4 protein-coding genes and 1 pseudogene are annotated in these 23,117 nt (G+C 65.6%); 3 read left to right on the plus strand and 2 right to left on the minus strand.

Annotated elements, in window-relative coordinates:
- Window positions 1–558: 558 nt before the first annotated feature.
- Window positions 559–2,784: pseudogene (locus tag D5041_RS00725) on the plus strand (beta strand repeat-containing protein); the annotation flags it as partial.
- 127 nt (window positions 2,785–2,911) lie between these two features.
- A complete protein-coding gene (locus tag D5041_RS00730; RefSeq protein ID WP_265283611.1) occupies window positions 2,912–12,367 on the plus strand; it encodes a SwmB domain-containing protein in 9,456 nt (3,151 codons plus the stop codon).
- Window positions 12,368–12,514: 147 nt separating this feature from the next.
- On the opposite strand, the gene D5041_RS00735 is transcribed toward D5041_RS00730, so the two are convergent.
- Together D5041_RS00735 and D5041_RS00740 are read right to left on the minus strand one after the other, a co-directional pair.
- Window positions 12,515–12,796, minus strand: coding sequence for a type II toxin-antitoxin system RelE/ParE family toxin (locus D5041_RS00735; RefSeq protein WP_010109962.1), 282 nt, complete (start codon window positions 12,794–12,796; stop codon window positions 12,515–12,517).
- Entirely contained in the window at window positions 12,793–13,074 is a 282-nt protein-coding gene (locus D5041_RS00740) for a hypothetical protein (RefSeq protein WP_010109963.1), read from the minus strand. Before D5041_RS00740 ends, D5041_RS00735 begins: the two co-directional genes overlap by 4 nt.
- 520 nt (window positions 13,075–13,594) lie before the next feature.
- Between D5041_RS00740 and D5041_RS00745 the strand changes: the two genes are divergently transcribed.
- Window positions 13,595–23,113, plus strand: a complete 9,519-nt coding sequence (locus D5041_RS00745; protein WP_265283612.1) for an Ig-like domain-containing protein — start codon at window positions 13,595–13,597, stop codon at window positions 23,111–23,113.
- The last annotated feature ends 4 nt before the right edge of the window (window positions 23,114–23,117 follow it).

Raw genomic sequence — 23,117 nt, forward strand, 5'->3', positions numbered from 1 at the left:
CGGACGTGGCCGCCTGAACGAGCCGGCCGGGTTCCAGCGCGCGCACCGTGCACACCCTGGTTTGCACGGACTGAAAAATCCGCGTTTATTTCACGCGAACAAGCCAAGGAAACCGGTCCGTCGCGCGCACGGGCGCCGGAACGCGCAGGGCACGGAGATGGGTCGCAGCGAGCCGGTGGCCACGCCAAAAGGGGCATAGGGGCAGATGAGATCACCGCCTGCGCCATGCGCTCTGCACAGGGATCAAGCGGCAGTGCGCCGGGGCAGCCGGAGAAATTGACCAATAAAACGCCGGCGTGTGTTCAAATATGCGTCGCTCTGGTTACATTTCTGCCCCCATTGCCGTCGCTGTTTTGCTTGGGACCCGCCCTGTAGCAGGGGCTGCACCGAGCCCGCAACGGCATACCAACCGCTCAAGGAAACACCATGGCTATCACTTCCGTCCGCATCCAGGCCGACAAATACAAGCTGGGCAAGGGTGAATCGACCACCGTGCATTTCAGGTTCAACGAAACGCCGCGGCACGTGGCTTTCAACCTCGTCGACGACTGTACGACCATGCCGTCCGGTACCCGCTGGACCAGCGGGTTGACCAGGGACCCCGACGATAGCCGTCACTACTGGGCCACACTGAGTGCGGATGACAACAGGGAAGACTGTGGCGGCCGCATCACCATAGAACATATCAATCTGATAGCAGATGAGACCGGCGATGCGGGCTCAGGGGTCTCCCAATCCGATTGGATTTCCGTCGATACCGTCAACCCCCGGCTCAATAGCATCACGCTCGACGACACCCGCCTCCAAGCCGGCGAAACCACCAGGGTCAGGTTCGCTTTCAACGAAATAGTCCCCGTCGCAAGCGTGAAGACAGCCATCGACCTCTCCAATGCCCATGGCACGCTGGGCGACCTCTACAGCATCGACGGCGGCGGCACCTGGATCGCCATCTTCACACCCACTGCCAACACGGCAAACGCCGAGGGTTGCAAGATCGGCCTGAACGTCAGCCAGGTGCGCGACGCGCATGGCAACGCGGGACAGGACTCCTCAGGAGGAAGCAACCCCGTCTACAGCGACAGCTACATCGTCAGCACCCTGCCCCCCTCGCTGGCCGCGGATGCCATCACGTTCAGCAACAGCCTGTTGACTCTGGCCGCGAAGACGTCCGTCGTCACCCTCACCTTCTCCGAACCGGTCAAGGGTTTGAGCAGCGCAAGCCTGCAGCTGCCCCCGGCATTCACGCCCGGGGACAGGGGCACACTGTCCGCTCCGGTCGCCCAAAGCCCCGACGCCAAGGGCCATAGCGCGGTCTGGACCGCCACATTGACGGCCCCGGGTACGTATCTTAGCTCCCTTAACGTGGAGGACTACAAAATCACCGTGAACTTGGCAGGCGTGACCGATCGCGATGACCTCCAGGCCACGACAAACCGTGTGGAATCGAGCAACACCTACGCAATCGACGTCCGAAAGGCCTACGCCGTTTTCACGATGAGCGACACGAATCTGGGAATCGGAGAAGTCGCTACGGTCACCGTCAGCTTCAACGAAAAAGTCACCGACTTCACGCTCGATGACATCAGAATGGACGAAACGACGTCGCTCACTTCCACCAGGAGCGATTTGGTCAGCATCGATGACCGTCAGACCTGGACATTCAGACTGACCCCGGACCCTGACAGCGAGGGTCAAGCCCGTTTCTATTTGCGCGCAAACAGCGTGTACGACCTGGCGGGTAACACGAGTCCGAATACGTCCAATGCCTCCACCGCCAGTTACTCCGTTGACCACACCAGACCTACCCTGACTTCCTCGCGCATCACCTACGCAACGGGAGAGACGAACAGCACCCTGGACGCCGGCGAAACAGCCACCGTCACCTTCGTCTTCTCCGAAGCGGTGACGGGCGTCGACAACAGCCGCGTGGTGGTGGCCTACACCACCGCGATGATCAACCAGGGCACTAACGGCGGCACGCTGTCGAACCCGGTCTCCACCGACGGCGGGACCACCTGGACCGCCACACTCACCGCCCCGACGGGCAACAACGTCAGGCTCAGCAACCTCAGGCTGGGCGTGGATATGAGCCAAGTGATCGACGCCGCGGGCAACGCGGGCACCGGAATAGCTACCACCACCGACTTCCAGTACAACGTCGACACCTCCGTCTCCGGCACGCGCCCCACCGCCACCATCGTGCTGGCCGACACCAGCCTCACGCTGGGCGAGACCACCACCGTGACCATCGCCTTCAGCGAGCACGTCAACGGCTTCGACGCCACCGACGTCAACCTCACGGACGCCAACGGCACGCTCGGCGCGCTCACGGCCAACGCCGACGGAAAAACCTGGACCGCCACCTTCACGCCCACGGGAGACACCCAGGACGCGACCAACACCATCAGCGTGAACCTGGCCGGCGTGACGAACGACACCGGCCGCACCGGCGCAGGCAACGCCACCAGTTCCAACTACACCGTGGACACCACCCGCCCCACGGCCACCATCACGCTGGCCGACCGCACGCTCACCGCGGGCGAGACCACCATCGTCACCATCACCTTCAGCAAACCCGTCACCGACTTTGACGCCAACGACATCGTGCTCAGCGACGCCAACGGCACGCTGGGCCCGCTCACGACGAACGCCAACTACACGGTCTGGACGGCCACCTTCACGCCCACGGCCAACGTCAACGACGCGACGAATAGCATCCGCGTAAACCTCAGCGGCGTGACCGACGCCGCAGGCAACGCCGGGGTTGGCAACGCCAGCAGCGCCAACTACACCGTGGACACCCGCGACACCACGCCCCCGGCGCTGGCCAGCGCCACGGTCAACGGCAACCAGCTGCACCGAAGCGGGCACCCTGGACGCAGCAGCCCTCGCGGGCAACGCCGGCTTTGCGGTGAGCAGCGCCGCGGGCACGGCGGCCATCACCGTGAACAGCGCCGTGGTGAACGGGGCGGCCAAGACCGTCACGCTCACGCTGAGCCGCACCGTGGCCCATGCGGAGACCGTGCGCGTCAGCTACACCAAGCCCGCGACTGGCGCCGTGGTGCAGGACGCAGCCGGCAACGACGCAGCGAACTTCAGCGACCAGGCCGTGACGAACAACACGCCCGCAGACACCACGCCCCCGCAGCTGATCACCACCGGCGACACGACGCGCCCCAAGGTCAACGGCGACCAACTGGTGCTCAGCTTCGACGACACCAGCAACCTGGACGCGGACCAGGCCCACAAGCCGGCGGGCGGGGCCTTTACGGTGCTGGTCAACGGCGTCGCAAACGCCGTCACCAACGTCAGCGTCGAGGCCCAGGCCAAGACCGTCACGCTCACGCTGAGCACGGCGGTCAGCCACGGCCAGACGGTCACCGTCGCCTACGCTGACCCCACGACCGGCAACGACGCCAACGCCATACAGGACACCGCCGGCAACGACGCAGCCAGCTTTGCGGCCACGGCAGTGACGAACAACACGCCTGCGCCAGCAGACACCACGGCCCCGGTGTTCAGCAGCGCCGCGGTCACCGGCGACCAACTGGTGCTCAGCTTCGACGACACCAGCAACCTGGACGCGGACCCGATCCACAAGCCGGCGAACGGAGCCTTCACGGTGCTGGTCAACGGCGTCGCAAACGCCGTCACCAACGTCAGCGTCGAGGCCCAGGCCAAGACCGTCACGCTCACGCTGACCACGGCGGTCACCCACGGCCAGTCGGTCACCGTCGCCTACGCCGACCCAACGACCGGCAACGACACCAACGCCATACAGGACACCGCCGGCAACGACGCGGCCAGCTTTGCGGCCACGGCAGTGACGAACAACACGCCAGCGCCAACAGACACCACGGCCCCGCAGCTGATCACCACCGGCGACACGACGCGCCCCAAGGTCACCGGCGACCAACTGGTACTCAGCTTTAGCGATACGGGCAACCTGGACGCGGACGCGACGCACAAGCCGGCGAACGGAGCCTTCACGGTGCTGGTCAACGGCGTCGCAAACGCCGTCACCAACGTCAGCGTCGAGGCCCAGGCCAAGACCGTCACGCTCACGCTGAGCACGGCGGTCAGCCACGGTCAGACGGTCACCGTCGCCTACGCCGACCCAACGACCGGCAACGACGCCAACGCCATACAGGACGCCGCCGGCAACGACGCGGCCAGCTTTGCGGCCACGGCAGTGACCAACAACACACCAGCGCCAGCAGACACCACGCCCCCGCAGCTGATCACCACCGGCGACACGACGCGCCCCAAGGTCAGCGGCGACCAACTGGTACTCAGCTTTAACGACACGGGCAACCTGGACGCGGACGCGACCCACAAGCCGGCGAACGGGGCCTTTACGGTGCTTGTCAACGGCGTCGCAAACGCCGTCACCAACGTCAGCGTCGAGGCCCAGGCCAAGACCGTCACGCTCACGCTGAGCACGGCGGTCAGCCACGGCCAGACGGTCACCGTCGCCTACGCCGACCCAACGACCGGCAACGACGCCAACGCAATCCAGGACACCGCCGGCAACGACGCGGCCAGCTTTGCTGCTACCGCGGTGACCAACAACACGCCAGCGCCAGCAGACACCACGCCCCCGGAGCTGATCACCACCGGCGACACGACGCGCCCCAAGGTCAGCGGCGACCAACTGGTACTCAGCTTTAGCGACACGGGCAACCTGGACGCGGACGCGACCCACAAGCCGGCGAGCGGGGCCTTTACGGTGCTGGTCAACGGCGTCGCCAACGCCGTCACCCACGTCAGCGTCGAGGCCCAGGCCAAGACCGTCACGCTCACGCTGAGCACGGCGGTCAGCCACGGCCAGACGGTCACCGTCGCCTACGCCGACCCAACGACCGGCAACGACGCCAACGCCATACAGGACACCGCCGGCAACGACGCGGCCAGCTTTGCGGCCACGGCAGTGACCAACAACACGCCAGCGCCAGCAGACACCACGCCCCCGCAGCTGATCACCACCGGCGACACGACGCGCCCCAAGGTCACCGGCAACCAACTGGTACTCAGCTTTAACGACACGGGCAACCTGGACGCGGACGCGACGCACAAGCCGGCGGGCGGGGCCTTCACGGTGCTGGTCAACGGCGTCGCAAACGCCGTCACCCACGTCAGCGTCGAGGCCCAGGCCAAGACCGTCACGCTCACGCTGAGCACGGCGGTCAGCCACGGCCAGACGGTCACCGTCGCCTACGCCGACCCAACGACCGGCAACGACACCAACGCCATACAGGACACCGCCGGCAACGACGCGGCCAGCTTTGCTGCCACGGCAGTGACCAACAACACGCCAGCGCCAGCGGACACCACGCCCCCGCAGCTGATCACCACCGGCGACACGACGCGCCCCAAGGTCAGCGGCGACCAACTGGTGCTCAGCTTTAGCGACACGGGCAACCTGGACGCGGACCAGGCCCACAAGCCGGCGAACGGAGCCTTTACGGTGCTGGTCAACGGCGTCGCAAACGCCGTCACCAACGTCAGCGTCGAGCCCCAAGCCAAGACCGTCACGCTCACGCTGAGCACGGCGGTCAGCCACGGCCAGACGGTCACCGTCGCCTACGCCGACCCAACGACCGGCAACGACGCCAACGCCATACAGGACGCTGCCGGCAACGACGCGGCCAGCTTTGCGGCCACGGCAGTGACCAACAACACACCAGCGCCAGCGGACACCACGCCCCCGCAGCTGATCACCACCGGCGACACGACGCGCCCCAAGGTCAGCGGCGACCAACTGGTGCTCAGCTTTAGCGACACCAGCAACCTGGACGCGGACCAGGCCCACAAGCCGGCGAGCGGGGCCTTTACGGTGCTGGTCAACGGCATCGCAAACGCCGTCACCAACGTCACCGTCGAGGCCCAAGCCAAGACCGTCACGCTCACGCTGAGCACGGCGGTCAGCCACGGCCAGACGGTCACCGTCGCCTACGCCGACCCAACGACCGGCAACGACACCAACGCCATCCAGGACGCTGCCGGCAACGACGCGGCCAGCTTTGCGGCCACGGCAGTGACCAACAACACGCCGGCGCCAGCAGACACCACGCCCCCGCAGCTGATCACCACCGGCGACACGACGCGCCCCAAGGTCAGCGGCGACCAACTGGTGCTCAGCTTTAGCGACACCAGCAACCTGGACGCGGACCAGGCCCACAAGCCGGCGAGCGGGGCCTTTACGGTGCTGGTCAACGGCATCGCAAACGCCGTCACCAACGTCACCGTCGAGGCCCAAGCCAAGACCGTCACGCTCACGCTGAGCACGGCGGTCAGCCACGGCCAGACGGTCACCGTCGCCTACGCCGACCCAACGACCGGCAACGACACCAACGCCATCCAGGACGCTGCCGGCAACGACGCGGCCAGCTTTGCGGCCACGGCAGTGACCAACAACACGCCGGCGCCAGCAGACACCACGCCCCCGGTGATCAACACCGCCACGGTCACCGGCGACCAACTGGTGCTCACATACACCGAAGCCAACACCCTGGACGCGGCAGCGCTCGCGGGCAACGCAGGCTTTACGGTGAACACCGCCGCAGGCACGGCGGCCATCACCGTAAGCAGCGCCTTGGTAAACGCCACAGCCAAGACCGTGACGCTGACACTGAGCCGCGCCGTGACCAACACGGAGACGGTGACCGTCAGCTACACCAAGCCCGCATCCGGCGCCGTGGTGCAGGACGCTGCGGGCAACGACGCAGTGAACTTCAGCGAAAGGGCGGTGACCAACAGCACGCCGGCGCCACCGGACACCCAGCCCCCCACGCTGGCGGCGACCGACCCGATCACGATCGGCGACAACAAACTGGCCCGTGACGAAAGCACCACCGTCACCATCCGCTTCTCCGAAGCCATCGCTGCCAGCAGTTTCAGCCTCGCCGACCTGACCGCGGAGGGGTCCGGCGTGACGCTGTCCAACCTGCAAACCACCGACGGCGGAACGACCTGGACGGTCACGCTGGTGGCCCCGACTTTCGATGATTACGTCCAGGGGTCCGTCACCAGTTCGACAAACAACAAGATCCGCGTGAACCTGGCCGGAATCACCGACCTCGCGGGCAACGCCGGGGTGGGCACGGAGGCCTCCACGGTCAGCTACGACATCGACCTTCAGGACCCCATCGCCACCATCACGCTGGCCGACAGCACCCTGACCGTTGGCGAAACCACCACCGTCACCTTCCGCTTCAACGAGGTCGTCACCAACTTTGATGCCAGCAAGATAGAGCTCTCGAACGCGAACGGCACGCTGGGCCCTTTGACGGCCGGCGCAGACGGAAAAACCTGGACCGCGACCTTCACGCCCACGGCCAACACCAACGGCGGAGCGGACAACACCATCGGCGTCAAGGGCGGCGTGACGGACGTGGCGGGCAATAGCGATGCGCGCATATTCACCAGCGCCAAGTACAGCGTGGACACGCGTTCCGGCGGCAACACCACCGGCCCTACGGCCACGATCACGCTGGCCGACACCGCGCTCACTGCGGGAGAAACGACGACCGTCACCTTCCGCTTCAGCGAGGCCGTCAGCGGCTTTGCGGCCGACGACGTCGTGCTCACCGACGCCAACGGCACGCTGGGCCCGCTCACGGCCGATGCAGACGGCAGAACCTGGACGGCGACCTTCACGCCCACGGCCAACGTGAATGACGCGACGAACGCCATCCGCGTGAACCTCACGGGCGTGACCAACACGGGGGGCTACGCCGGTGTGGGCAGCGCCAGCAGCGCCAACTACACCGTGAACACCGGAGCGCAAGACACCACGCCCCCGGTACTCGACACGGCCACGGTCCGCGGCAACCAACTGGTGCTGCGCTTCAACGACGCGAACCAGTTGGACGCGACCCTGGAGAACAAGCCAACCAACGAGGCCTTTACGGTGCGCGTCGGCAGCGCGGCGAACGCCGTCACCGCGGTCGCCGTGGACGCGCAGGCCAAGACCGTCACGCTGACGCTGAGCACCCCCGTGGCGCATGGACAGAGCGTGACCGTTGCCTACAGCGACCCCACGGCCAACGACGATGTCCGCGCGATACAGGACGCGGTAGGCAACGACGTGGCCAGCTTCGCGGCCACCGCGGTGCGCAACGACACGCCAGCAGACACCACGGGCCCCACGCTGGCGGCGACCAACCCGATCACGATCGGCGACGACAAACTGCACCTGGGCGAGGGCACCACCGTCATCATCCGCTTCTCCGAAGACATTGACGCCAGCAGCTTCAGCATCGACGACCTGAGCGTGGGCGGAGGCGCGCAGTTGTCCAACCTGCGCAGCACCGGTGGCGGCACCACCACCTGGGAGGTCACGCTGACGGCCCCGGGGATCCTCGAGCGCATTTTGAATCCTGCCTCCGTCAACAGTTCGACGGGCAACAAGATTCGCGTGAACCTGGCCCAAATCACCGACCTCGCGGGCAACGCAGGGGCGGGCACAGCGGTCTCCACGGTCAGCTACGACATCGACGTTGACCCCCCCCGCGTGACCATCACGCTGGCCGACAACCACCTGACGAGTGGCGAAACCGCGGTGGTCAGCTTCAGCTTCACGGAGGTCGTCAGCGGCTTTGACGCAAGCAAGATAGACCTCTCGAACGCGAACGGCACACTGGGTCCGCTGACGGCCAGCGAAGCAGGAAAGACCTGGACCGCGACCTTCACGCCCACGGAGAACGTGAACAACGTGACGAACAACACCATCCGCGTGAACATGAACGGCGTGCGGGACTTGGCGGGCAATGGCACGCTGAGCCCGATCAGCAGCGCCCACTACACCGTGGACACCCTGTCTGCCGGCGGCGTCGTCGTGCCGACCGCCACGATCACGCTGGCCAATACCACGCTCAAGGCGGGGGAAACGACGACCGTCACCTTCCGCTTCAGCGAGACCGTCACCGGGTTCAGTTCCGAGGACATCGTTCTGACGGACGCCAACGGCACGCTGGGTCCGCTCACCGCGGTGGGCACGGACAGAAAAATCTGGACCGCCACGTTCACGCCCACGGCCACCGTGGAGGACGCGAGCAACAGCATCGGCGTGAACATGACCGGGGTCAGGAACGCAGCCGAAAGGGCCGGGGTGGGCATCACCCACAGCGCCAACTACAGCATCGACACCAAGCGCCCCACGCTCGCGGCGACCCACCCGATCACGCTCCGTGACGACAAACTGCACCTGGGCGAAAGCACCACCGCCACGATCCGCTTCTCCGAAGACATAGCCCCCGACAGCTTCAGCATCGCCGACCTGAGCGTGGAGGGAGGCGCGAGGCTGTCCAACCTGCGCAGGACCGACGGCGGCACCACCTGGGAAGTCACGCTGAAGGCCCCGGAGTCCGCCTCCGTCAGCAGTACGACGGGCAACAAGATAAGCGTGAACCTGGCAGGAATCACCGACCTTGCGGGCAACGCCGGGGTGGGCACGGCGGACTCCACGGTCCGCTACGACATCGACGCCGTGCTCCCCAGCGTGACCATCACGCTGGCCGACAGCAGCCTGACCGTTGGCGAAACCACCATCGTCACCTTCAGCTTCAACGAGGCAGTCAACGGCTTCGATGCGAGCAAGATAGACCTCTCGAACGCGAACGGCACACTGGGTCCTTTGATAGCCAGCGCAGACGGAAAAACCTGGACCGCGACCTTCACGCCCAGCGCCAACATAAACGACGCGAGCAACACCATCGGCGTGAACATGAGCGGTGTGCGGGACCAGGCGGGCAATAGCGCGACGGGCACGATCGCCAGCGCCAACTACACCGTGGACACCCGGTCGGACACCACGCCCCCGGCGCTGATCATCACCGGCGACTCGCGTCCCAAGATCACTGGCAACCAACTGGTGCTCAGCTTTAGCGACACGGGCAACCTGGACGCGGACGCGACCCACACACCGGCGAACAGCGCCTTTACGGTGCTTGTGAATGGCGTCGCGAACGCCGTCACCAGCGTCACCGTCGGGGCCCAGGCCAAGACCGTCACGCTCACGCTGACCACGGCGGTCACCCCCGGCCAGACGGTCACCGTCGCCTACGCCGACCCCACGACTGGCAACGACGCCAACGCCATACAGGACGCCGCCGGCAACGACGCGCCCAGCTTTGCTGCCACCGAGGTGACGAACAACACATCAGCGTCAGCAGACACCACGCCCCCGCAGCTGATCATCACCGGCGACTCGCGTCCCAAGATCACTGGCAACCAGCTGGTGCTCAGCTTTAGCGACACGGGCAACCTGGACGCGGACGCGACCCACAAGCCGGCCAACGGGGCCTTTACGGTGCTTGTGAATGGCGTCGCGAACGCCGTCACCAACGTCACCGTCGGGGCCCAGGCCAAGACCGTCACGCTCACGCTGACCACGGCGGTCACCCCCGGCCAGACGGTCACCGTCGCCTACGCGGACCCCACGACCGGCAACGACGCCAACGCCATACAGGACGCCGCCGGCAACGACGCGCCCAGCTTTGCTGCCACCGAGGTGACGAACAACACATCAGCGTCAGCAGACACCACGCCTCCGCAGCTGATCATCACCGGCGACTCGCGTCCCAAGATCACTGGCAACCAGCTGGTGCTCAGCTTTAGCGACACGGGCAACCTGGACGCGGACGCGACCCACACACCGGCGAACAGCGCCTTTACGGTGCTTGTGAATGGCGTCGCGAACGCCGTCACCAACGTCACCGTCGGGGCCCAGGCCAAGACCGTCACGCTCACGCTGACCACGGCAGTCACCCCCGGCCAGACGGTCACCGTCGCCTACGCCGACCCCACGACTGGCAACGACGCCAACGCCATACAGGACGCCGCCGGCAACGACGCGCCCAGCTTTGCTGCCACCGAGGTGACGAACAACACATCAGCGTCAGCAGACACCACGCCCCCGCAGCTGATCATCACCGGCGACTCGCGTCCCAAGATCACTGGCAACCAACTGGTGCTCAGCTTTAGCGACACGGGCAACCTGGACGCGGACGCGACCCACACACCGGCGAACAGCGCCTTTACGGTGCTTGTGAATGGCGTCGCGAATGCCGTCACCAGCGTCACCGTCGGGGCCCAGGCCAAGACCGTCACGCTCACGCTGACCACAGCGGTCACCAGCGACCAGACGGTCACCGTCGCCTACGCCGACCCCACGACCGGCAACGACGCCAACGCCATACAGGACGCTGCCGGCAACGACGCGGCCAGCTTTGCTGCTACCGCAGTGACCAACAACACATCAGCGTCAGCAGACACCACGCCCCCGCAGCTGATCATCACCGGCGACTCGCGTCCCAAGATCACTGGCAACCAGCTGGTGCTCAGCTTTAGCGACACGGGCAACCTGGACGCGGACGCGACCCACACACCGGCGAACAGCGCCTTTACGGTGCTTGTGAATGGCGTCGCGAACGCCGTCACCAACGTCACCGTCGGGGCCCAGGCCAAGACCGTCACGCTCACGCTGAGCACAGCGGTCACCAGCGACCAGACGGTCACCGTCGCCTACGCCGACCCCACGACCGGCAACGACGCCAACGCCATACAGGACGCCGCCGGCAACGACGCGGCCAGCCTTGCTGCTACCGCAGTGACCAACAACACGCCAGCGCCGAGTCCGCCCCCGTCACCCCCGTCACCCCCGTCACCCCCGTCACCCCCCCCGGCCCCGTCAGGCCCGACGGACAAGGACACCAGGAACGACACGGACAGCGACGGCATTCCCGACAGCACCGAAAACCGAACCCCCGGCATCCCCGGCCCCGGTGGCGCAGCCCCCGTGGTCGGCGACGGCAACGGAGACGGCATCCAGGACAGCACGCAGCCTGCGGTGGCATCGGCCAGCGTCCCCGTCAGCCCCATCGGAGAAAGCAAGCCCGCAGGCGCAGCCAGCACCTACGTGACCCTGGTGACCGGCAGCCAGGACGGCAAGCTGGACCCGGACAGCGGTGCACGCATCACCCGCTTGGAGCAAAAGAACGCACCCGCCCAGTTGCCCCCGGGGATGGAGACGCCCCTCGGGCTGATCAGTTTCGAGGCCAAGCTGGCCACAGGCCGCAGCAGCGAGACGTTCAGCCTGTATGTGGACCCGGCGCTGGGCGTCAACGGCTACTGGGCCAAGGACAGCACCGGCACCTGGACCAACCTGAGCAGCGCGCCCCACGGCGGCAAGATGGCGCTGGAAGGCGAGCGGCTGCGGCTGGACTTTGAGATCACCGATGGCGGACCGTTCGACGCCGACGGCCAAGCCAACGGCGTCATCACCGCCCCCGGCGCCGCAGCGCAGATGCCGCTGTCCGTCGTGGGGCAGGCATCGTCCGTGGCGCACGGCGAATTCTGGTTGTGACGGGTGCAGCGCGGGCCGAGCAGGAAGCAGCGCGTCCGAGCGGATCGCGGCAATGCGGGCGTGCAGTTTGGCCAGCCGGCCCTTGGCCCTGCGGCGGTTCGCCGATCCCTTTTGCTTGCGGCTGAGCAAGCCCTGCCCATGCTGTCCTCACTGCACCGACGGCCACTGGCGGGCGGTATGCACCAGGGCCAACACCCACACCGTGCCCCCGTCGAGCTCATACACCAACCGATAGCTTTCATGCGGTATCAGTTCGCGGGTGCCTGAAATCTTGCCCGTTTTGCCCATCTTGGGATGCGCGGCCAGTCTGGCGGCCGCATCGCTGAAGAGCGCATCCATGCGAACGGCGCCGCCGGGGTTGTCGGCCGCGATGCAGTCCCAAACGTCAGCGCGGTCTTGTTCCGCCTCTGGCGTCCAGATGACGATCACGCCTGGTCTGCCGCTACCTGGCTGCGCCTGGCAGCGAATGCGGCTTCCACTTCATCATTCGACCGACCACGGCCGGCACGCATCGAGGCGCGGCCAGCTTCGACCTTGCGCCGCAGGGAGTCGTCATATTCGCGGGTTTGGCGACGCTGCTCGATGTAGCCGCGCATCAGCTCGCGCATGACTTGGGATGCAGGTCGATCTTCGCCGGCAGCTTCGGCCATGAAGTCGGCGCGCAGCTCCGGTTCCAGCTTCATCGTGAAAACGGCTTCTTTCGACATGGTGTGCTCCTTGGTAGAGATACTGACGCAGTGTATATTTTGTCAGTATCAAACGCACGCGTAGGCAAAGCGCGCCGTGCCCGCGACCCTTGCCAGATGGGTCTCCGGGACATTGTTCGGATCGAGCGCGATGCGCGCTTCTGGTTCTTGCGCGGGCGCGAGCCATACGGGCGGGCACTGAACACGGGGTGATGATCTCCAGAACGTCCTTCGGTCGGATCATGGATGCCGCGCACAGCGCGGGGCCCGCGGGCATGGCGGGGAGCGCCCATTCATCGGTTACAGCGAATCCTCCGTGGAAAGCAAGCGTAAAACCGCTAGGAAATCCATGGCCGGCACGCGCACATTCACCGCCCATGTTTTGACTGCTTTCTACCCCCGGTGACCCGCCGGCCTGGGTTGCAAACGCTGGATGAACCGGCGTGGAGCGGTGCCAAACCAAAGTGATTGGCACCCTGTCTGCCGAGGAGATGGAGATGCGTGCTGAATTCCGAAACGCAGACCCGGCAGGAGCAGCACCATGGCCGTCGAACCAGAAAGCCCCCCCGTTGCCGGCCAGCCCACGGCCACCATCACGCTCAGCGACACCCGCTTCAAGAGCGGCGAGACGGCCATCGTCACCTTCCGTTTCAACAGCAGCGTCACCGACTTCACGTTGGATGACGTTGATCTCAAGGATGCCAATGGCACGCTGAGCGAACTCACGGCAGATGCAGACGGCAAAACCTGGCGCGCCACGTTCACGCCCCAGGACAAGAACACGAGCAACACCAACACGATCCGCTTGAACCTCAGCGGCGTGACCAACGCCGCAGGCATCCCCGGGGTGGGCAGCGTCAGCAGCCCCACCTATAGCCTGGACACCGCGCCGCCCACGATCGAACGAATCTGGTGCGCCTACGACGACGACAAGCTCAGCGCTGGCGAATCCGTCCCCCTCATCATCCGCTGCTCGGAAGCGCTGGATCGGAGCAGTTTCACCCTGGCGGACCTGCATGTTCCCGAGGGCAAGGGCACGCTGTCCAACCTGCGCACCGACGACGGCATCAGATGGACGTGCATCCTGACGGCCCCGATGACGACCCCGGCTTCCGGTGAGTCACCGGAATTCATCTCCATCCCCGTGTACCTGGGCGGCATCACCGATCTCTCGGGCAATGCGGGCGAGGAGAAATGGGCGCAAAACAATGTCTACACCCTCGACACCATCCGACCCACCGCGACCATCACGCTGGACGACTACGACCTCACCGTTGGTGAAACCACCATCCTCACCTTGACCTGCAGTGAGCGTACCAACTGGATTGACTGGCCCACGGCCTTCGACCTCACGAACGCCAACGGCACATGCAACGACCGATTCAACGACCCAGGCAGCCTCAGGGTCAATCTCACGCCCGACGACAAGCACATGGTCTGGAAGGTCACCTTCACGCCAACGGCCAACGTCAACGACGTGACGAACACCATCCGCGTGAACCTCAGGGGAATATCCGACGTCGCAGGCAATACGGGCATGGGCAGCATCATCAGCGCCAACTATCGCGTGAACACCACCGTCCAGCGGCCCACCGCCACCGTCGTGCTGGCCGACACCCGCCTCTCGATTGGCGAGACGAGCATCGTCACGTTCACCTTCCGTGAGCCGGTCTCCGGCTTCGATGCGGCCGACATCAATCTCGCAGAAGCAAACGGTACCCTGGGCGCCCTCACGGGCGGTGCCGACGGCAAAACCTGGAGCGCCACCTTCACGCCAAAAAACAACATCGAGGACGCCAGCAACACCCTCCGCGTGAACCTCGCTGGCGTCACCAACGCCGCAGGCACCGCCGGACTGGGCGAGGCCGTCAGCAGCAACTACCAAATAGACACCCTGCGGCCCACCGTCACCATCACGCTGGCTGACACCAACCTCACGATTGGCGAAACCACCACCGTCACCTTTGCCTTCAGCGAGACAGTGGGTCCCTTGGTCGCCTTCGACGACCTCAGGGACACCGTCGACCTCAGGGACGCCCACGGCAAACTGGGCCCGCTCACCTCGCCGGACGGCAAGACCTTTACGGGCAATCTCTTCTGGCTCACGGCCGACTTGGAAAACGCGACCAGCACCATCCGTATAAACCTTTCCGGCGTGAAGGACCGCGCAGGCAACACCGGGGTTGGCGTCGCCAGCAGCGCCAACTACATCGTGAACACCAGGTCTACCGACACCACCCCCCCCAGCGCCACCATCACGCTGACCGACTCCAACATCCGCAAAGCCACCGTCATCACCATCACCTTCACCGAAGAAATCCGCGGTGTGAACGAATCCGACTTTGACCTCACGGACGCAAACGGCACACTGGATTTTCTCTCCAGCTTCGACCACATAGTCTGGACGACCACGTTCACGCCCACGGAAAACGTCCGCGACACGACCAACACCATCCGCATGAACCTTGGCCGAGTGCAGGACATGACGGGCAACTACGGCCAGGGCAGCGTCACAAGCGGAAACTATCTCCTGGACACCCTCGACACCACCGTGCGCCCCACCATCACGCTGGACGACAGCAGCCTGACCGTCGGTGAGACGACCACCGTCACCTTCCGCTTCAGCGAGACCGTTACCGGTTTCACGGCCGACAACATTGACCTCAGGGACGCAAACGGCACCCTGGGACCGCTCACGGCCAGCCCCGATGGCAAAACCTGGAGCGCCACCTTCACGCCCGCGAGCAGCACGCACGACGCCAGCAACCGCATCGGCGCGAACCTCACGGGGGTCCGCAACGCCGCAGGCCAAACGGGACCCGGCAAGGCCAGCAGCGACAACTACCAAATAGACACCCAACTGCCCAGCGTCATCGTCACGCTGGCCGACACCCTCCTGACTCTTGATGAAACCACCACCGTCAGCTTCAGCTTTAACGAGATCGTCACGGGCTTCAGCCGCGACAACATCAACCTCGAGGACGCCCACGGCACGCTCGGCCCGCTGCTGGCCGGCGCCGACGGCAGAACCTGGAGCGCCAGCTTCACGCCCACGGTCGGCATGGAGGACGGCAGCAACCACATCCGCGTGAACCTTGCCGGCGTATCCAACGCCGCAGGCAACACCGGGACGGGCTACGCCACCAGCGACAACTACCAAATAGACACCCAGCGGCCCAGCGTCATCGTCACGCTGGATGACACCAGCCTCACCGCGGGCGAGACGACCTCCGTGACCTTTGCCTTCAGCGAGCAAGTCAACAGCCCCCCGGTGAACGCCATCGACCTCGCGAACGCCCACGGCACGTTGGACGCGCTCACGGCGAATGCCGACGGCACGACCTGGAGCGCCACCTTCACGCCAACGGCCAACGCCAAGCACGCCAGCAACCACATCAGCGTAAACCTCGCCAACGTGACCGACGCCGCAGGCAATGCCGGCACCGGCACCGCGACCAGCATCGACTACCTCGTGGACACCACCGTCCAACGCCCCAGCGCCACCATCACGCTGGACGACACCAGCCTGACCATCGGCAAGACCACCACCGTCACCTTCCGCTTCAGCGAGGTCGTCACCGGCTTCACGGCCGATGACATTTTGCTCACGGACGCCAGCGGCACCCTGGGGCCCCTTGCGGCCGACACGGAAGGAAAAACCTGGAGCGCCACCTTCACACCCACTCCCGACAAGGAGGACCCGAGCAACCGCATCAGCGTGAACCTTGCCGGCGTAGCCAACGCCGCAGGCCACACCGGGCTGGACCGCGCGAACAGCGCCAACTACATCGTCGACACCACCGCACGGCCCACCATCACGCTGGCCGACACCGTCCTGACTGTCGGGGAAACGACCATCGTCACCTTCCGCTTCAATACGGCCGTCACCGACTTCACGGGCGAAGACATCGTGCTCACGAACGCCAATGGCACACTGGGCGAGCTCACGGCCGATGCAGAAGGCAAAACCTGGAGCGCCACGTTCACGCCCACGCCCAACAAGGAGAGCGCCAGCAGCCGCATCAGCGTGGACCTTGCCGGCGTGCGCAACGCCGCAGGCCACACCGGAACAGGCAGCGTCAGCAGCGCCGACTATCTCCTGGACACCATGCGGCCCCAGGTGACCGGCGTCATGCCGGGTCGGGGTAGCGGCTCAATATTCTCCGCCGGCGAAACAGACAGCCTCAACATCAGCTTCTCCGAAAAGCTGAATCCGGACAGTTTCACTCTGGATGACCTGTCTGTTCCCGCAGGCAAGGGCACGCTATCGAACCTGTACACCCACGACGGCATCAGATGGTGGTGCACCCTGACGGCCCCGACGACGACCCCGGCTTCCGGCGATTCACCGGACGGAGTCCCCCTCCTCGTGTCCTTCGACGGCATAACCGACGTCGCAGGCAATCCGATCCTGGCCCCGGAGCGCTTCGACAATATCTACACCATCGACACCACACCGCCCCGCGCCGTCATCACGCTGGCCGACACCTACCTCACGGCTGGCGAAACCACGACCCTCACCATCACCTTCAGCGAGGATGTCCTCTACTGGACCGACGGCATCGTGCTCAGTGACGCCAACGGCACGTGTGAGCCCATCGAGGCCACCGCAGATCGCAAAAAAATCTGGACGACCACCTTCACCCCCACGGCCAACGTCAACGACGCAAGCAACACCATCAGCCTGGACCTGAGCTACGTAGGCGACCCAGCAGGCAACGCCGGAGTGGGTCGCGTCACCAGCGCCAACTATCACCTGGACACCACCACCCTGCGGCCCAGCGCCACCATCACGCTGGCCGATACCCTCCTCACCGAAGGTGAGCGCACCACCGTCAGTTTCCGCTTCACCGAGCCCGTCACCGGCTTCACGATCGACGACATCGACCTCGCGCACGCCAGCGGCACACTGGATGCGTTCACCGCCGGCCCCGACGGAAAAACCTGGAGCGCCACCTTCACACCCGCTGCCGACAAGGAGGTCGCCAGCAACCGCATCAGCGTGGACCTCAGCCACGTGAACAACGCCGCAGGACTCGCTGGAATAGGCACCGCCGACAGCGCCAACTACCAGGTGGACACCGTCACCGTACGGCCCACTGTCACCATCACGCTGGCCGACACCCGCCTCACGGCGGGTGAAACGACCACCGTCACCTTCAGCTTCAGCGAGCCCGTCAACGGCTTCACGATCGACGACATAGACACGACCAAAGCCAAAGGCATACTGGGCCCGCTTGCGGCCGGCGCCGATGGAAAAACCTGGAGTGCCACCTTCACGCCCAAGGTCGATCCGCAGAACAACGAGGACCGCGGGACATTCATTCGCGTGAACCTCACTGGCGTGACCAACGCCGCAGGCCACGCCGGAATAGGCAGCGTCACCAACTCCGCCTATCGGGTAGACATCCTGCGACCCAGCGCCACCATCGTGCTGGCCGACACCCATCTCACGGCGGGTGAAACGAGTCTTGTCTCCTTCGAATTCAGCGAGTATGTCTTGGGCTTGGCTCTCGAAGACATCGTGCTCACGGACGCCAATGGCACGCTGAGCGCGATCACGAACCTCAGCGATTCTCATGGGGAGCTCCCCAACCTCGTCTCTTCCAAAAACTGGAGCGCCACCTTCACGCCCACAGCGAACGTGAGCGACGCCACCAACACCATTCGCCTGAACCTCAGCGGTGTGATCGACGAGCTGGGTAACACCGGAATGGGTCAGGCCACCAGCGCCAACTACACGGTCGACACCAGGCCAATCAACACCCCCACGCGCCCCATCGCCACCATCACGCTGGACGACACCGACCTCACGGCGGGAGAGACCACGCGCGTCACCTTCCGCTTCAGTGAGATCGTCACCGACTTCACGGCTGCGGACGTGGACCTCACGGACGCCAACGGCATAGTGGGGCCCCTCACCGTGGGCGCCGACGGCACAACCTGGACCACCCTGTTCACGCCAAAGGCCAATACCGAAGACGCCACCAACACCATCAGCATGAACCTCAACGGTGTGCGCAACGCCGCAGGCAATGCCGGAGTGGTCAGCGTCAGCAGCGCCAACTATCGCCTGGACACAAGGTCCACCACCACCGACACCACCGGCCCCACCACGGCCACCATCGCGCTGACCAACAGCGCTCTCAAGGCCGGACAGACGACCACCGTCACCATCACCTTCACCGAACCCGTCTCCGGCCTCGACGTCAGCGACTTCGTGGTCCCCAACGGCTCGCTGAGCGCGCCCACGGCGAACGCCGACCGCACCGTCTGGACGTCCACATTCACGCCCACGCTCAACACCAACGACGCGACGAATACCATCGAATTGAAACTCACCGGCGTCACCGACGACATACCAAACCCCGGGGTCGGCAGCGTCAGCAGCGCCAACTACTCCGTGGACACCCGGCCGGCAGACACCACCGGCCCCACCACGGCCACCATCGCGCTGGCCAACAGCGCTCTCAAGGCCGGACAGACGACCACCGTCACCATCACCTTCACCGAACCCGTCTCCGGCCTGGACGTCAGCGACTTCGTCTGCGGGAGCGGCTCGCTGAGCGCGCCCACGGCGAACGCCGACCGCACCGTCTGGACGTCCACATTCACGCCCACGCTCAACGCCAACGACGCGACGAATACCATCGAATTGAAACTCACCGGCGTCACCGACGACATACCGAACCCCGGGGTCGGCAGCGTCAGCAGCGCCAACTACTCCGTGGACACCCGGCCGGCAGACACCACCGGCCCCACCACGGCCACCATCGCGCTGGCCAACAGCGCTCTCAAGGCCGGACAGACGACCACCGTCACCATCACCTTCACCGAGCCCGTCTCCGGCCTGGACGTCAGCGACTTCGTGGTCCCCAACGGCTCGCTGAGCACGCCCGCAGCCAACGCCGACCGCACCGTCTGGACGTCCACGTTCACGCCCACGGCCACGCCCAACGTCAACGACGCGACGAATACCATCGACTTGAAACTCACCGGCGTCACCGACGACGCACACAACCCCGGGGTCGGCAGCGTCAGCAGCGCCAACTACACCGTGGACACCCGGCCGGCTGACACCATCGGCCCCACCACGGCCACCATCGCGCTGGCCAACAGCGCTCTCACGGCCGGACAGACGACCACCGTCACCATCACCTTCACCGAGCCCGTCTCCGGCCTGGACGTCAGCGACTTCGTGGTCCCCAACGGCTCGCTGAGCACGCCCGCAGCCAACGCCGACCGCACCGTCTGGACGTCCACGTTCACGCCCACGGCCACGCCCAACGTCAACGACGCGACGAATACCATCGACTTGAAACTCACCGGCGTCACCGACGACGCACACAACCCCGGGGTCGGCAGCGTCAGCAGCGCCAACTACACCGTGGACACCCGGCCGGCTGACACCATCGGCCCCACCACGGCCACCATCGCGCTGGCCAACAGCGCTCTCACGGCCGGACAGACGACCACCGTCACCATCACCTTCACCGAGCCCGTCTCCGGCCTCGACGTCAGCGACTTCGTGGTCCCCAACGGCTCGCTAAGCGCGCCCGCAGCCAACGCCGACCGCACCGTATGGACGTCCACGTTCACGCCCACGGCCACGCCCAACGTCAACGACGCGACGAATACCATTGACTTGAAACTCACCGGCGTCACCGACGACGCACACAACCCCGGGGTCGGCAGCGTCAGCAGCGCCAACTACACCGTGGACACCCGGCCAGCTGACACCACCGGCCCCACAACGGCCACCGTCGCGCTGGCCAGCAGCGCGCTCACGGCCGGACAGACAACCACCGTCACCATCACCTTCACCGAGCCCATCTCCGGCCTGGACGTCGGCGACTTCGTGGTCCCCAACGGCTCGCTGAGCGCGCCCACGGCCAACACCGACCGCACTGTCTGGACGTCCACATTCACGCCCACGTCCACACCCAACGTCAACGACGCGACGAATACCATCGACTTGAAACTCACCGGCGTCACCGACGACGCACACAACCCCGGGGTCGGCAGCGTCAGCAGCGCCAACTACTCCGTGGACACCCGGCCTGCTGACACCACCGGCCCCACAACGGCCACCGTCGCGCTGGCCAGCAGCGCGCTCACGGCCGGACAGACAACCACCGTCACCATCACCTTCACCGAGCCCGTCTCCGGCCTCGACGTCAGCGACTTCGTGTGCCCCAACGGCTCGCTGAGCGCGCCCACGGCCACGGCCAACACCAACCGCACCGTCTGGACGTCCACATTCACGCCCACGCTCAACGCCAACGACGCGACGAATACCATTGACTTGAAACTCACCGGCATCACCGACGACGCACACAACCCCGGGGTCGGCAGCGTCAGCAGCGCCAACTACACCGTGGACACCCGGCCTGTTGACACCACCGGCCCCACAACGGCCACCGTCGCGCTGGCCAGCAGCGCGCTCACGGCCGGTCAGACCACCCTCGTCACCATCACCTTCACCGAGCCCGTCTCCGGCTTGGACGCCAGCGACTTCGTGGTCCCCAACGGCTCGCTGAGCGCACCCACGGCGAACGCCGACCGCTCCGTATGGACGTCCACATTCACCCCCACGGCCAACGCCAACGTCGCGACGAATACCATCGAATTGAAACTCACCGGCATCACCGACGACGCACACAACCCCGGGGTCGGCAGCGTCAGCAGCGCCAACTACTCCGTGGACACCCGGCCGGCTGACACCACCGGCCTGAGCGCCACGATCACGCTGCGGGACACCATCCTCACCGTCGGAGAAGAAACCACCGTTACCTTCACCTTCAGCAAGTCGGTCCCGAACTTCTCGATCGACGACATTGACCGCAGAAATGCCAACGGCACATTCGGTCCGCTCACGGCCAACGCCGACCACAGGGTCTGGACGAGCACTTTCACGCCCACGGACAACGTGGAGGACAGCACGAATACCATCGGCGTGGGCCGCGCCGGCGCCGGTCGTGCCAGCAGCGACAACTATGCCGTCGATACCAAGGCCCCGGTGCTGCTCAGCGCCACGGTGAACGCCAACAAACTGCTGCTCAGCTACACCGAAGGAACGAGCCTGGACGGGGTCCATTTCGCATCCCCCGCTGCCTTTCAGGTGCGCGTCAATGATGTCCCCGACGCCGTTGCCTACGTCACCGTCGATGCCCGGGCCAAGACCGTCACCCTGGGACTGAGCACGTCGGTAGTCACCGGCCAAACGGTGAGCGTTGCCTACACCGACCCCACGATCGATAACGACACGAATGCCATACAGGACGCAGCAGGCAATGACGCGGCCAGCGTGCCGGCCCTGTTCCTGCCCAACACCACGCCCGCGCCGCAGCCTCAGTCCCCTGCGGATCCAACGAAGCCACAGCCCCCCGCGGGCCCAACGAAACCGGACACGTCGGACATGGACAACGACAGCGTTCCCAGTGCCATGGAGAATCGGACCCCCGGTCTCCCGCGCCCCGATGGCGCGCCCCCCGTGGTCGGCGACGGCAACGGAGACGGCGTCAAGGACAGTGCGCAGATCGCAGTGGGTTCGATCAGCGTCGCGATCAGCCCCGGGGAGGACGGCAACCCGACCGGCGCGCCGACCACCTTTGTGACCTTGGTTGGCGACAGCCAGGACGGCAAGCCGGGCGCAAACAGCAGCACCCGCATCATCCACCTGAACCAGAAGGATGCGCCGGCCCAGCTGTCGCAGGGGCTGGATGCGCCCATCGCACTCGTGCACTTCGAAACGACGCTGGCCCAAGGCAGTAGCGAGACCTTCAGCCTGTACGTGGACCCGGCGCTGGGCATCAACGGCAACTGGGTGCAAGAGGCGGACACCGGCATTTGGGTGAACCTGGCCAGCGCGCCCTATGGCGGCAAGATGCAAATGGAAGGCGGGCGGCTCAGACTGGACTTTCAGGTCGCCGACGGAGGTCCGTTTGACGCGGATGGCCGCGCGGACGGAGTCGTCACCGTCCCCGACGCACCGGCGTACATGCCGCTGTCCCTTACGGGGCAGGCGTCCGATATGCAGGTTGACGGCTTCTGGTTCTGACGTT

Origin of the sequence: Verminephrobacter aporrectodeae subsp. tuberculatae, from assembly GCF_026127385.1 — a bacterium.
In the GTDB taxonomy this organism is placed as follows: domain Bacteria; phylum Pseudomonadota; class Gammaproteobacteria; order Burkholderiales; family Burkholderiaceae_C; genus Acidovorax; species Acidovorax aporrectodeae.

What these genes read in the sequence shown, in the direction of transcription:
- D5041_RS00745 (WP_265283612.1), top strand. Translation starts at nt 13,595, where the DNA reads ATGGCCGTCGAACCAGAAAGCCCCCCCGTTGCCGGCCAGCCCACGGCC.
- D5041_RS00740 (WP_010109963.1), bottom strand. Translation starts at nt 13,074, where the DNA reads ATGTCGAAAGAAGCCGTTTTCACGATGAAGCTGGAACCGGAGCTGCGC.